12 protein-coding genes are annotated in these 13,016 nt (G+C 68.2%); 8 read left to right on the top strand and 4 right to left on the bottom strand.

The features are described 5' to 3' along the window. Window positions 1–56: 56 nt before the first annotated feature. Both dnaN and dnaA read right to left on the bottom strand, forming a co-directional pair. Window positions 57–1,244 (bottom strand): DNA polymerase III subunit beta, encoded by a 1,188-nt coding sequence (gene dnaN, locus ABH935_RS16140; RefSeq protein WP_370345855.1) that lies wholly within the window; start codon window positions 1,242–1,244, stop codon window positions 57–59. 751 nt (window positions 1,245–1,995) lie between these two features. Further along, window positions 1,996–3,669, bottom strand: coding sequence for a chromosomal replication initiator protein DnaA (gene dnaA / locus ABH935_RS16145; RefSeq protein WP_370378691.1), 1,674 nt, complete (start codon window positions 3,667–3,669; stop codon window positions 1,996–1,998). 460 nt (window positions 3,670–4,129) lie between these two features. Here dnaA and rpmH point away from each other — a divergent pair, with 460 nt between their 5' ends. The 8 genes from rpmH (at window position 4,130) to ABH935_RS16185 (ending at window position 10,126) form a co-directional block, all read left to right on the top strand. Continuing rightward, window positions 4,130–4,267 (top strand): 50S ribosomal protein L34, encoded by a 138-nt coding sequence (gene rpmH / locus ABH935_RS16150; protein ID WP_015797593.1) that lies wholly within the window; start codon window positions 4,130–4,132, stop codon window positions 4,265–4,267. A gap of 28 nt (window positions 4,268–4,295) precedes the next feature. Next, on the top strand, window positions 4,296–4,646 hold the full coding sequence (rnpA, locus tag ABH935_RS16155) for a ribonuclease P protein component (protein WP_370345850.1): 351 nt from the start codon (window positions 4,296–4,298) through the stop codon (window positions 4,644–4,646). Then, the gene (gene yidD, locus ABH935_RS16160; RefSeq protein ID WP_370378692.1) at window positions 4,643–5,047 is read left to right on the top strand and encodes a membrane protein insertion efficiency factor YidD; all 405 of its coding nucleotides are present in this window, start codon (window positions 4,643–4,645) and stop codon (window positions 5,045–5,047) included. Before rnpA ends, yidD begins: the two co-directional genes overlap by 4 nt. Continuing rightward, complete coding sequence (gene yidC / locus ABH935_RS16165) at window positions 5,044–6,030, top strand: membrane protein insertase YidC (protein WP_370378693.1); 987 nt, start codon at window positions 5,044–5,046, stop codon at window positions 6,028–6,030. The genes yidD and yidC overlap by 4 nt, the downstream gene beginning before the upstream one ends. Window positions 6,031–6,042: 12 nt before the next feature. Continuing rightward, window positions 6,043–6,636: a protein jag gene (locus tag ABH935_RS16170; protein WP_370378694.1), complete on the top strand. Its 594-nt coding sequence runs from the start codon at window positions 6,043–6,045 to the stop codon at window positions 6,634–6,636. A gap of 26 nt (window positions 6,637–6,662) precedes the next feature. Further along, on the top strand, window positions 6,663–7,403 hold the full coding sequence (gene rsmG, locus ABH935_RS16175) for a 16S rRNA (guanine(527)-N(7))-methyltransferase RsmG (RefSeq protein WP_370378695.1): 741 nt from the start codon (window positions 6,663–6,665) through the stop codon (window positions 7,401–7,403). A gap of 529 nt (window positions 7,404–7,932) precedes the next feature. After that, window positions 7,933–8,907: a ParA family protein gene (locus ABH935_RS16180; RefSeq protein WP_370378796.1), complete on the top strand. Its 975-nt coding sequence runs from the start codon at window positions 7,933–7,935 to the stop codon at window positions 8,905–8,907. 22 nt (window positions 8,908–8,929) lie between these two features. Further along, window positions 8,930–10,126: a ParB/RepB/Spo0J family partition protein gene (locus tag ABH935_RS16185; RefSeq protein ID WP_370378696.1), complete on the top strand. Its 1,197-nt coding sequence runs from the start codon at window positions 8,930–8,932 to the stop codon at window positions 10,124–10,126. A 186-nt stretch (window positions 10,127–10,312) separates the two neighbouring features. On the opposite strand, the gene ABH935_RS16190 is transcribed toward ABH935_RS16185, so the two are convergent. Together ABH935_RS16190 and ABH935_RS16195 are read right to left on the bottom strand one after the other, a co-directional pair. Continuing rightward, the gene (locus tag ABH935_RS16190) at window positions 10,313–11,260 is read right to left on the bottom strand and encodes a D-alanine--D-alanine ligase (protein ID WP_370378697.1); all 948 of its coding nucleotides are present in this window, start codon (window positions 11,258–11,260) and stop codon (window positions 10,313–10,315) included. Window positions 11,261–11,552: 292 nt separating this feature from the next. Beyond that, window positions 11,553–12,866 carry a PLP-dependent aminotransferase family protein gene (locus tag ABH935_RS16195; RefSeq protein ID WP_370378698.1) on the bottom strand — a complete coding sequence of 438 codons (1,314 nt, stop codon included), beginning with the start codon at window positions 12,864–12,866 and terminating at the stop codon, window positions 11,553–11,555. Window positions 12,867–13,016 lie beyond the last annotated feature (150 nt).

The following is a 13,016-nucleotide window of genomic DNA, read 5'->3' on the forward strand; positions in this document are numbered from 1 at the left end:
CACCTGATCGTGTCAGAACCGACCTTACGGGGCCTGCGTGACGAGTGCTTTCCGGGTCAGCCCGCGGACTGACCGGGGACACGCAGCGGCATCATCAGGTAACGGAACTCCTCCTGCGGCGGGGCGTCCAGGGCCGGGCGGCCCATGAGCACCGCGGGCTTGGAAGCCACGGTGAACGACAGCTGCGCGTACTGCGTGTCGATCACCTGCAGGCCGTCCAGCAGGAAGCTCGGGTTGAACGAGACGCTGATGTCCTCGCCGTCCAGGACCGCGTCCATGGCCTCGGAGGCCTGCGCCTCGTCGCCCGCGCCGGCCTCCAGGGTCACCTCGCCCTGGGTGAAGGCCAGCTTGATCGGCGAGGTGCGGTCGGCCACCAGGGACACGCGCTTGGCGGCCTCCAGGAACGGCGCGGTCTCGACGGTCGCGGTGATGTTGTACTCGTTCGGGAACAGCGAGCGGTACTTCACGAACTCGCCCGACAGCAGCCGCGAGGTCATCCGGCGCGAGCCCTTGGCCCCGCTGGAAGCGCCCTCGCCGGACTCGAAACCGATGAGCCCCTCGCCGGCGTCGCTGCCGGCCAGCGCCAGCGTGACCCAGTCCCCGCCGGTGAGCGCCTTGGCGGTGTCGGACAGGACCTTGGAGGGGATCAGTGCGGTCGCCGACATGTCCTGCTGCTCCGGCTTCCACTGGAGCTCGCGGACGGCCAGCCGGAACCGGTCGGTGGCCACCAGGGTGACCCGCTCGCCCTCGATCTCCACCCGGATGCCGGTGAGCATCGGGATGGTGTCGTCGCGGCCGGCGGCGATGGCCACCTGGGAGACCGCACCGGCCAGACCCGAGGCGGTGACGGCGCCGGTGGCCGTCGGCATGGTCGGCAGCGCCGGGTAGTCCTCGACCGGCAGGGTCTGCAGCGTGAAGCGGCTGGATCCACAGCTGACGAGAACTTTCGACCCCTCGGTGGAGAACTCCACGGGGCGGTTCGGCAGCGACTTGGCGATGTCGGCCAGGAGCTTGCCGTGGATCAGGATCCGGCCCGGCTCGGTGACGTCGGCGCTGATCTGGGCGCGGGAGGAGACCTCGTAGTCGAAGCCGGACAGCGTGACCGAGCCGCTGTCCCCACCATCACCCTCGACGGCCTCGAAGACCAGGCCGGCCAGCACCGGGGCGGCCGGGCGGCTGGGCAGGGACCGCGCAGTCCATGCCACGGCCTCGGAAAGGACGTCGCGTTCGACCCGGAACTTCACCGGACACCGCCTCCTGCTTGCTTACTCGCTGCTCATCGGAACCAGCGTCCCATCATGCCGTCTGCGACCCACAGGCTGTGAATCGGCGCTGCGTGTTGAGAGGTTCCAGTGTGCCTGAAACGAGCTTGGGGAGGAGTGGAAACGGCGACAACGGGGGAAGGACTGTCAGAGGGCCCTGAAAGAGTGAATCCGTCTTCGGCGCCTTCGGACGTCCAATGAGTTGTCCGCGAGTTTTCCACAGATGTGGGCCGAGACGATTCAAATCGGCCGACGTAGCTAACTGTTCTCGTAGTAGTAGTAGGGGCTGTGGATACTGTGGATAACCATCGTTTCCGCAGCTCATACCTATTATGTTAGTCCACATTGCCTGTGTGTTCAGCTGTGGAAAACAATTCAACTCTGGGGATAACTCGCCGGTATCCACACGTCCACTCAGTTACGCACAGCGTTGTCCACAGGTTATCCCCAGTTTTTCCCCGGGTTGTCCCCAACCGGCGGCGATCATGCGATCTGCCAAGTGGGTGACATGTCGAACCTGCGGAACGTCATGCGTCCGAACCTTTTCGGCTCGTCTCCTTAGCGACATAGAGCTTCGAAGCGGACATGTGAGGACATTAGTCGACAAGGAGCTATGAAAGGTGGGAGGTGCGGGTTTTCTCGACTTCCGGCGTGTCGTGTCGCCGGTCCGCGGCCCACGACAAAAAGGCCCGACACGCGCGAGGGCGTGCCGGGCCTGACAGGAAGGAGCAGGTCAGCCGGACTGCTTGATGCGGTTCGTGAGTTCGGTCACCTGGTTGAAGATGGCCCGGCGCTCCGGGAGCAGCGAGCGGATCTTGCGGTCGGCGTGCATCACCGTGGTGTGGTCGCGGCCGCCGAAAGCCTGTCCGATCTTGGGCAGGGAAAGGTCGGTGAGCTCGCGGCACAGATACATGGCGATCTGCCGGGCGGTCACGAGGATGCGGCTGCGAGAAGTCCCACAGAGGTCCTCCATGGTGATCCCGAAGTACATCGCGGTCTGGGCCATGATCGTCGAGACGGTGATCTCGGGACCGGCCGCGTCCGGCATCAGGTTCTTCAGGACGTCCTCGGCCAGCGACAAGTCGACAGGGGCGCGGTTCAACGAGGCGAACGCGGTGACCCGGATCAGCGCGCCTTCCAGCTCACGGATGTTGGTGGAGATCTTGGAGGCGATGAACTCCAGGACCTCGGGCGGTGCGTTCAGGCCTTCCTGCTGGGCCTTCTTGCGGAGGATCGCGATCCGGGTCTCGAGTTCGGGCGGCTGGATGTCCGTGATCAGGCCCCACTCGAAGCGCGAGCGGAGCCGGTCCTCCAGGGTGTTCAGCTGCTTGGGCGGCCGGTCGCTGGAGATGACGATCTGCTTCGAGGCGTTGTGGAGGGTGTTGAAGGTGTGGAAGAACTCCTCCTGCGTCCCCTCCTTGTTCTCCAGGAACTGAATGTCGTCGACCATCAGGATGTCGACATCGCGGTAGCGCTTGCGCAGGTGGTTGCCCGCGCCGTCGCGGATCGCGTTGATGAAGTCGTTGGTGAACTCCTCGGTGGACACGTACCGCACGCGGGTCCCCGGGTAGAGGTTGCGCGCGTAGTGGCCGATCGCGTGGAGCAGGTGGGTCTTGCCCAGGCCGGAGTCCCCGTAGATGAACAGCGGGTTGTAGGCCTTGGCCGGGGCCTCGGCGACGGCGACCGCGGCGGCGTGCGCGAACCGGTTGCTGGAGCCGATGACGAAGGTCTCGAAGACGTACTTCTCATTGAGCTTGGCCTGCTGGGCCTTGGCGCCGTCGTCGGGCGTCGAGGAGCGGGCCCCCGGGCTGCCGGTGGACAGCGACAGCGTGGCCGCTATCGGGTCGCTCTCCTCGGGCGGCGGCTCGGAGATGCGGGGCGGCGGCAGGGCCACACCGCCGACTGCGGACCGGGGCGACTCCGGGGCGAAGGCTGGGGGCTCGCTGTGGAAGGCCGCCGGAGCGGTCTGGTCCGGCCCGGCCAGGGTCACCGGGGGCGGGGTCCAGTGGGCCGGTGGCGGCGCGAGCTGCTGGATGACCGGGGCCGGCGGCGGGACCGGGCTGGGGGACGCCGGGGCCGGTGTGTTCTCCATCGCCCTGTCGACGAACAGGCTGAACTTGATGTCCGGGCCGAACATGGCGGCCAGATGGGTGGTGAGCATCGGCTCCAGCCGCTGCTCCAGGTAGTTCTTGGAGAAGTCGTCCGGCACCGCGAGCACGATCGTGTCGCCGATCACCGTCCGGGCCTCCGGGATCATGAGGAAGGCCTGCTCACTCTTGGTCAGGGAGCCGTCGGACTCGACGCGGGCGCGGAAATGGGGCCACAGCGCGGTCGCGTCACCCGGGGCGGCCGCGGGCGGCGGGACCGGGGTGTAACCTTGCGGGTCGGACACGGCCTGTGGCTCCATTCTGTGCTGTCGGCCCCTACCGCGCCGACAGGTCTGCATCACGTTTCCCACAGGCTTTCCACAGGTCGTACGCAGCAGTTGTGTACAGCTGTGGATAATGCCGGGCGCGGTCGCGTCGGTCGTCGTATCTGTCGTTTTCACAGGTCCCGCGCTCGTCGCGGCGGTGCGGACCTCACAAAATGCCGCACCTCGGGATCGGCGGCGGTCCGGCCGACGGTAGCGGGTGGGCCTGGTTATCCACAAGTACGGTGGTCCTGTGGATAATAGTGTCCGAGCGGCCGGCGACGGCCCGGTCCACCTCGGGTTTGACCCTTCCGGGTGGCGGCACGTACCGTAAGCAGGTCGAGAAGTCGATTGCCGATGCCGCGCGTCTGCGCGCGTAAGCCTGTTGGCGCACTTCGGAACAGACCTAAGCAGTGACGCCGCCCTGAAGGGCGCCAACTACAAGCGGAGCCCCCAAGTGAGCAAGCGCACCTTCCAGCCCAACAACCGCCGTCGCGCCAAGACCCACGGCTTCCGTCTGCGCATGCGGACCCGTGCCGGCCGCGCGATCCTGGCCAACCGCCGTGCCAAGGGCCGCAGCGAGCTGTCGGCCTGAGCCGCGGTTCGCTTCCTCTCCGACCGCCGTGCTCTCCTCCGCGCACCGCATGCGGAGGTCGGCGGACTTCGGCGCGGCCGTGCGCGGCGGCCGACGGGCCGGCCGAACCACGCTCGTCGCCCACCTGACGGTACCCACCGACCCGCCGCCCTCGGCTGACTCCGCCGTGCTGGCGGGCTTCGTCGTGAGCAAGGCCGTCGGGCCCGCCGTGGTGCGCACCGCCGTCAAGCGGCGGCTGCGGCACCTGGTCCGGGCCCGGCTGGATCTGCTGCCCCCGGGATCGCGGCTGGTGGTCCGGGCGTTGCCGCCGGCGGCCGGCGCGGACTGGGCCACTCTTGGCGCCGACCTCGACTCGGCCCTGCGGAAGCTGTTGCGATGAAGTACGTGTTGATGGGGCTGATCCGGCTCTACCAGATAGTCTTGAGCCCGGTCGTGAACTGGCGCGGCCCGGTGTGCAAGTTCGAGCCTTCGTGCTCCCACTACGGTTACGAGGCCGTCCGGACGCACGGGGCGATCAAGGGCGGCGGCATGACCGTGTGGCGGGTGCTGCGCTGCAATCCGTGGAGTTCGGGCGGATACGATCCAGTCAAGCCCCGTGAGCCCGAGCACTCCGAGGGCGAGAAAGACGGCCAGGCGCGGAACCTCTCGGCGGACGAGACGAGTTCCCCTGGTGAGACAACACAGACTTCCGACCGGACCGAGATGGTCGGTTTGCCCGCCAGGCCGACCCACGACGCGGTCCGGCCCGACCTGATGTCCAGCCGAGGAGCGCGATCGTGATCGACACAATCCTCTCCCCGATCATCTGGGCCACCAGCTTCGTGATGATGCTGTGGCACCGGGCGTTCGGGGCGATTTTCGGCAGTGGTTCCTCGGCGTCCTGGGTGCTGTCGATCATCTTCTTGACGATCACCATCCGCGCGGCGATGATCCCGCTGTTCCGCAAGCAGATCAAGTCGATGCAGAACATGCAGCGACTCCAGCCGCAGATCCAGGCCCTGCAGAAGAAGTACAAGCTCGACAAGCAGAAGCTTCAGCAGGAGATGATGAAGCTGTACAAGGACAACGGGACCTCCCCGTTCGCCTCGTGCATGCCGATCCTGCTGCAGACGCCGTTCTTCATGGGCCTGTACCGGGTGCTCAGCCACGTCTCGGCGGGCAACGCGGTCGGCGCGCTGTCCAAGACCGACTCGGTCAGCGCCCAGCACGCCAACTTCTTCGGCGCGCCGCTGTCCTTGAGCTTCCTGCACCACACGCCGGCCCAGATGCAGAACATCGGGATCCACTCGGTCACCAACCTGCAGATCGTCGCGATCATCATGGCGATCATCTACGCCACGTCGCAGTTCCTGACGCAGCGCATGATGATGGCCAAGAACACCAACCTGGACAACTCCGTCCCGAACCCGATGATGCAGAGCCAGAAGATCATGCTCTACGTCATGCCGTTCGGCATGCTGTTCTTCAGCCTGAACGTCCAGATCGGCGTCGTGCTCTATCTGATGACCACGAACGTGTGGACGATCGGCCAGCAGTTCTACACTCTGCGCAACTCCCCGATGCCCGGCAGCCAGGCGGAGAAGGAAATGCTCGCCCGCCGCAAGGCCAAGGAGGAGCGCAAGCACCAGGAGCTGGTCGCGAAGGACCCGGAGGCCGCGAAGGCGCTGGCCGGCGCGAACGGCTCGGGCACCCAGGACAAGGTGGCGGTCTCCAGGCAGCGCCAGCAGCCGGTCCGTACCAGTCGTAGCAAGCGCAAGAAGTAGAGGAGCGACGGCATGAGCGACACCACCGCGGTGACCGAGGCCGGGCCTGCCGAACTCGTCGACGCCGAGCCGGACGCCGGCGGCGAGCGGGCTGACAAGCCCGCCGAGCGGGCCCCGGAATCGCCGGCCGAGCGCATCGCCCGGCTGGAGAACGAGGGGGACATCGCCGCGGACTACCTGGAGGGTCTGCTCGACATCGCCGACCTGGACGGCGACATCGACATGGACGTCGAGGGCGATCGCGCCTCGGTCTCCATCGTCGGCGGCAAGCTCTCGCACCTGGTGGGCTCCGAGGGCGAGGTGCTCGACGCGCTGCAGGAGCTGACGCGCCTGGCGGTCCTGCGCGAGACCGGCGAGCGGTCCCGGCTGATGCTGGACATCGACGGCCACCGCGCCACCCGCCGCTCCGAGCTCACCCGGATCGGCACCGAGGCGGCGCGCAAGGTCGCCGAGACAGGCGAGCCGGTGAAGCTGTCCGCGATGTCGCCGTTCGAGCGCAAGGTCGTGCACGACGCGGTCGCCGCGGCCGGCCTGCGCAGCGAGTCGGAGGGCGAGGAGCCCAACCGCTGTGTGGTCGTCCTGCCCGCGATGTCGCAGTCGGTCTGACGACCGAGCTGGGACATAGTGGAGACATGCGACCTTCTTCGCCCGACCCCGCCGCCCCCGGCGGCGGCGAGCCGACCGATCTGGTCTTGGGCCCCGCCCCGGAGGCGGTGCTCTCGGTCTTCGGCGCCCGGGCGGCCGACGCCACCCGGTACGCGGAGATCCTCGCCGGTCCCGGCGTGACCCGAGGGCTCCTCGGCCCTCGGGAGGTGCCGCGACTGTGGGAGCGGCACATCCTCAATTGCGCGGTGGTCGGCGAACTGCTGCCCGCCGACATCCAGATCTGTGACGTCGGCTCCGGCGCCGGGCTCCCGGGCATCGTGCTGGCCCTGGCCCGCCCGGACCTGTCGGTCACCCTCCTGGAGCCGCTGCTGCGCCGCACCCTGTTCCTGGACGAGGTGATCGACCTCCTGGGACTGGAGAACGTGCGCGTGCTCCGTGGCCGCGCCGAGGAGTTCGCCGGCAAGGAGCGGTTCGACGTGGTGACCTCCCGCGCGGTGGCGCCCCTGGACCGGCTAGCCGGTTGGTCGTTGCCGCTGCTGCGGGCCGACGGTGAGATGGTCGCGCTCAAGGGCGGCTCGGCTGAGGGCGAGCTCGCCGAGAGCGCGGAGTTGCTCGCGAAGCTGGGCGCCACGCGGTGGAGCGTGGAGACGGTCGGCGCCGGCATCGTGGAGCCGCCGACGACGGTGATCCGAGTCGGGATCGAGCAGGAGATCCAGGTTCGCGGGCCGAAGAAGCAGCGGCCGCGGAACCGGCGGCAGGGACGCTGACGCTGCGGGTCCTGCGGGGCTTTGGTGTCTCGGGGCCGGATGTTTCACGGGAAACATGGGCCGCGGCGGGGACGTCGGTTGCCGGAGTCGGCTCATGTTTCACGGGAAACAGTGAGTCCCGAAAGCCCCCGACGGCTCCCAGATGACTCTCAGAGGGTCGGCGCGGGCGATGTTTCACGGGAAACCGACGAAAGAGGGCGGTGTTTCCCGTGAAACACCGCCCTTCGTTCGTTCTCAGGGGATCGAGTACGGCAGACTGTTGGTTTGTAGCGTCTCGCTTCATGTTGAGCACAGCCTTCGCGCGTCCCATGACAGGAGTTCTTCCGTGGCCGCACCCGGCAATGAACACCGAGAGCACCAGGGGGTCGACCCGCTGCTCGCGCAGTCAGTGGTGGACAGCCTGAACGACGAGCCCTACTACCCCGCCGGGACCACCGACGTGATGGCCACGCCGCCGGTGGACCTCGAGTACGAGTCCGGACACGTTCCCGCGGGAGCCACTCCCTCTGCACCCCTTCAGGTACCGCACATGCCGCCTTCTTCCGTTCCCGCCCAGGGGCCGTCCGTCGCCGACGACTCGGACACCCCGATCGCCCGCCAAGCCGCCGCCGCGATAGAAGCGCTCTCCGGTGTCACCCGGCTTCCCCGGCCGGACAAGACCCGGGTACTCGTCGTCGCCAACCAGAAGGGCGGCGTCGGCAAGACCACGACCACGGTCAACCTGGCCGCCTCGCTCGCCCAGGCCGGGGCCGACGTCCTGGTGATCGACCTGGACCCGCAGGGGAACGCCTCGACCGCGCTGTCGGTCGACCACCACGCCGACGTGCCGTCGGTCTACGACGTCCTCATCGAGCGCTACACGATGGACGAGGTCGTGCAGCAGGTGCCGGAGATCCCCAACCTGTACTGCTGCCCGGCGACCATCGACCTGGCCGGCGCCGAGATCGAACTGGTCTCGATGGTGGCTCGCGAGAGCCGGCTGTCGAAGGCGCTGTCCGGCTACACCAAGAAGATGGACTACATCCTCATCGACTGCCCGCCCTCGCTCGGGCTGCTGACGGTCAACGCGATGGTGGCCGGCGCCGAGGTGCTGATCCCGATCCAGTGCGAGTACTACGCGCTGGAGGGTCTGAGCCAGCTGCTGCACAACATCGAGCTGATCCGCGGGCACCTGAACCCGGATCTGCACGTGTCCACGATCCTGCTCACGATGTACGACTCGCGGACCCGGCTGTCGACCGAAGTCGCCGAGCAGGTGCGGACGCACTTCCCGAACGAGGTGCTGTCCTCGGCGATCCCGCGCTCGGTGCGAGTCTCCGAGGCGCCGTCGTACGGGCAGACCGTGATGACGTGGGACCCGGTGTCGACCGGCGCGATCGCCTACCGCGACGCCGCACGGGAGATGGCCGAGCGCGGCGCGTCCCGCGGCCCGATGGACGGCATGAACGATTTCCGGGCCGACATCGAGTACGGTGGGGCGTCCCTGCACAGCGGTGGGCAGTGAGCGGCACGATGGGAGAGCAGTGGTGAGCAGTAGCCGACGAGGACTGGGCAAGGGCCTGGGTGCTCTGATCCCCACCGGTGCCCCGCCCTCCATACTGTCCGAGAAGACGAGATCCGAATCGGCGCCCGCCCCGGCGCCCGGCGATGTTTCCCGTGAAACAACGACCGACGTTTCCCGTGAAACATCGGTCGCGACCGCCCCGCCTCGCACCGCGCTGGGCACCCTGCCCATCGACACCGACTACCGGACGCACGACGACACCGCGAGCGTGACGCTGTCGGCGTCGGTTCCGGCACCCGCGTCGAGCCGTGAGGACTTGGTCGAGACCAACCTCCCGGACGGACTGATGCCGGTCCCGGGCGCCTCGTTCGCCGAGATCCCGCAGGGCCAGATCCGGCCGAACCCGGTGCAGCCCCGCACCGAGTTCGACGAAGTCGCCCTGGCCGAGCTGGTCGCCTCGATCAAGGAAGTCGGCCTCCTCCAGCCGATCGTGGTCCGGGCACTGCCCGAGCCCGACGGCGAGCACCGCTACGAACTCATCATGGGCGAGCGGCGGTGGCGCGCTTCCCAGGAAGCCGGCCTCTCGGCGATCCCCGCCATCATCCGCGACACCCGCGACGACCGGATGCTGCTGGACGCGCTGCTGGAGAACCTCCAGCGCGCCCAACTGAACCCGCTCGAAGAGGCCGCGGCCTACGACCAACTCCTGAAGGACTTCGACTGCACCCACGAAGTCCTGGCCGAGAAGATCGGCAAGTCCCGCCCGCACGTGACCAACACCCTGCGCCTCCTCACTCTGACCCCGGGCATCCAGCGCCGGGTCGCGGCCGGCGTCATCACCGCCGGGCACGCCCGCGCACTGCTCGGCCTGAAGTCGGTGGAGCAGCAGGAGGAGATCGCCAAGCGCATCGTCCGCGAGAACCTGTCGGTCCGCGCGGTCGAGGAACTGGCCGGCATGGGCCGCTGGGACGCCGCGGCGCTGGACACCGCACTGACCGAGACGCCCGAGGACTACCTCGACTTCACCGAGAAGCCCAAGGGCAAGCGGATCCGCTCCGGCAGCCGGATGCCGATCCTGGAGGACTACGGCCAGCGGCTGTCGGACCGCCTGGAGACCCGCGTGAAGGTCGACATCATGCAGAAGCGCGGCCGGATCACCATCGAGTACGCCGGGATAGAGGATCTGAAGCGGATCGCGAAGGCGATCCTCGGGGAGTAGATGGTTCACGGGACTGTGTTTGATTGAGGAGCGAGGTGACGAGGCCCGGCGGGTGTTCCGCCGGGCCTCTGTCATGTTTCACGGGAAACGGGGGGCGATGTTTCCCGTGAAACATCGGCGGCGTCGGCGTGAAACGAGCAATGTTTCACGGGAAACCAGCATCGAGGTTTCCCGTGAAACATCGGGCTACCTGGCGATGACCGCCTGGACCAGATCGCGGTAGAGCACGCCGAGGTCGAGGTCTGCCGCACCTGCGGCGAGCGGCAGCAGGCTGGTCTCGGTGAGGCCCGGCGCCACGTTCACTTCGAGGAACCAGGGCGTGCCGTCCGCGTCGAGGATCAGGTCGGTGCGTGACACGCAGGACAGGCCGAGGGTGGTGTGCGCCTGGACGGCCAGCTGCTCGACGATGTTCGCCTCGTCGGCCGTGAGCCTGGCCGGTGCGAAGAACTCGGTGATGCCGGCGGTGTAGCGGGCGGCGTAGTCGTAGACGCCGGAGTCGGCCACGATCTCGACGGCGGGCAGGGCCCTCGGGCCGGTGCCGGTGTCGACGACGGACACCGCGATCTCGCGGCCGGTGACGTGTCGCTCGATGAGTGCCGTCTCGTCGTAGGCGAAGCACGCCACCATCGCGGACGGGAGGTCCTCGCGGGTGTGGACGGCGGCGGCGCCGAGGGAGGATCCGCCTCGGGCCGGCTTCACGAACAGCGGCAGCGGGAGAGCTGCGGTGATCGCGTCGAGTACGGCTTGGGTGCCGAGGTCTCGGAACGTCGTCTTGGGGATGGCGACCCAGTCGGGGGTGGCCAGTCCGGCGGTGCGGATGGCGTCCTTGGCCGAGGGCTTGTCGAAGGCGCGGCGGCAGGCGGCTGCGGTCGAGCCGACGTACGGCAGGCCGAGCAGCGACAGGATTCCCTGGACCGCACCGTCCTCGCCGGCGGCTCCGTGCAGTGTCGGGAAGATGGCGTCGGGGCGGTCGGCGAGCAGCGCCGGTACGAGTGCGGCGTCGATGTCGCGCACCTGTACCTCGACGCCCGCACTGCGCAGCGCGTCGGCCACGCGGCGGCCGGAGCGGATCGAGACGTCGCGTTCGTGGCTGAGGCCGCCGGCCAAGACGACGACACGACCGAGGTCGCTCATTGCAATCACTGCCCTTCTCACCGGGTATCTTCGCCCCCGATCATGCCAGTCGGCCGGAGGGATCGAGCTCGATGTTTCACGGGAAACACGCGGATCGAGTCGGGGGAGACCGCCTCGGCGGCTCCGCGGAGTGGATGTTTCACGGGAAACAAGGACGCTGTTTCCCGTGAAACATCGTCCGCCGAGAGTCTGGCCGCGCCATGTTTCACGGGAAACACGGCCTGTTTCACGCCGACACCGGGCGATGTTTCACGGGAAACCAGGCCCTGGTTTCCCGTGAAACATACCGCCGTTAAGCCAGATCGGGCCCGGGCGTGTCGACGCCGTCGCGGCTGTCCAGGGCCCGCGTCGCCTCGTGTCCGAACGCGGCGCGCAGCTCCATCTCCTCGCGCAGCACGTCCGCGAAGCGTCGCACGCCCTCGCGGATCCGCTCCGGCGTCGGGTAGCAGTACGAAAGCCGCAGCGAGGAGGCGCCGAATCCGTCGGAGTAGAAGCCGGTGCCGGGAACGTAGGCCACGCGCGCGGTGACGGCGCGGGGCAGCATCGCCTTGGAATCGAGTCCCGGCGGCAGCGTGACCCAGACGTAGAAGCCGCCTTCGGGCTTGGTCCACGTGACACCGGCGGGCATCAGCTCGGACAGTGCCGTCAGCGTCGCGTCGCGCCGCTCCAGATACATGGCCCGGAACGCCTTGATCTGCTCGCGCCACGGCTGGGTGCTCAGGTAGCGGGAGACCATCATCTGCGAGAAGGCCGGCGGGCACAGGTCCGCGGCCTCGGCGGCCAGCGTCAGCTTCTCGCGGACGGCGTGCGGCGCGAGAGCCCAGCCGACGCGGAAGCCGGGGGCGAAGGTCTTCGAGAACGAGCCGAGATAGATGACGTTCTCGGTGTCGAGCGAGCGGAGCGCCGGGTAGGTCTCCCCCTCGAAGCCGAGCAGCCCGTACGGGTTGTCCTCCAGGATCAGGATCCCGGCCTCGCGGCAGATCTCGACGATCTCCGGCCGCCGCTCGACGGCCATCGTCACGCCGGCCGGGTTGTGGAAGTTCGGGATCGTGTAGAGGAACTTGATGTGGCGGCCGGACGCCTGCACCGAGGCGATCGCCGCGCGCAGCGTGTCCGGCACCAGCCCCTGGTCGTCCATCGCCACGTGGACCACCTGGGCCTGGTACGAGGCGAAGACGCCGAGCGCGCCGACGTAGGACGGCCCCTCGGCGAGGATGACGTCGCCGGGGTCGATGAAGATCCGGGTGACCAGGTCCAGCGCCTGCTGCGAGCCGACGGTCGCGATGACGTCGTCGGGATGGCCCTCGATGCCCTCCAGGCGCATGATCTCGCAGATCTGCTCGCGCAGCGCCTCGTCGCCCTGCGCGCCGCCGTACTGCATCGCGACCGTGCCGTTGTCGCGGATCAGCTCCTCGGCCACCGAGGCGATGGAGTCCATCGGCAGCGCCGCGAGGTTCGGCATGCCGCCGGCCAGCGAGACCACTTCGGGTCGGGAGGCCACGGCGAACAGAGCTCGGATCTCGGATGCGGTCATCCCGCGGGTCCTGGCTGCGTAACGGTCGACATACGAGTCGAGCCGGGAACCCGGACGCTGCGGGAGTTCCATATCACTCTCCTTGGAGTCGCAAGGGTGGATGCCTGAACATCTAAGTCAAGCAGGCAAAGCAATCTTCTCGGCGGCTTGTCCGCCTTTTCGCCGGTCGTGTGACAGGACTAACATCCCCTTCGCGGACTGCCGCGGGGGCGGTCCGGGCCT

The organism is Catenulispora sp. GAS73, assembly GCF_041262085.1.
Classification (GTDB): Bacteria; Actinomycetota; Actinomycetes; order Streptomycetales; family Catenulisporaceae; genus Catenulispora.

Excerpts from the sequence above, each read along its gene's own strand:
- dnaA (WP_370378691.1), bottom strand. The coding sequence starts at position 3,669 with ATGGAGCCACAGGCCGTGTCCGACCCGCAAGGTTACACCCCGGTCCCG.
- yidD (WP_370378692.1), top strand. The coding sequence starts at position 4,643 with ATGAAGTACGTGTTGATGGGGCTGATCCGGCTCTACCAGATAGTCTTG.
- ABH935_RS16170 (WP_370378694.1), top strand. The coding sequence starts at position 6,043 with ATGAGCGACACCACCGCGGTGACCGAGGCCGGGCCTGCCGAACTCGTC.
- rsmG (WP_370378695.1), top strand. The coding sequence starts at position 6,663 with ATGCGACCTTCTTCGCCCGACCCCGCCGCCCCCGGCGGCGGCGAGCCG.
- ABH935_RS16180 (WP_370378796.1), top strand. The coding sequence starts at position 7,933 with ATGCCGCCTTCTTCCGTTCCCGCCCAGGGGCCGTCCGTCGCCGACGAC.
- ABH935_RS16190 (WP_370378697.1), bottom strand. The coding sequence starts at position 11,260 with ATGAGCGACCTCGGTCGTGTCGTCGTCTTGGCCGGCGGCCTCAGCCAC.
- ABH935_RS16195 (WP_370378698.1), bottom strand. The coding sequence starts at position 12,866 with ATGGAACTCCCGCAGCGTCCGGGTTCCCGGCTCGACTCGTATGTCGAC.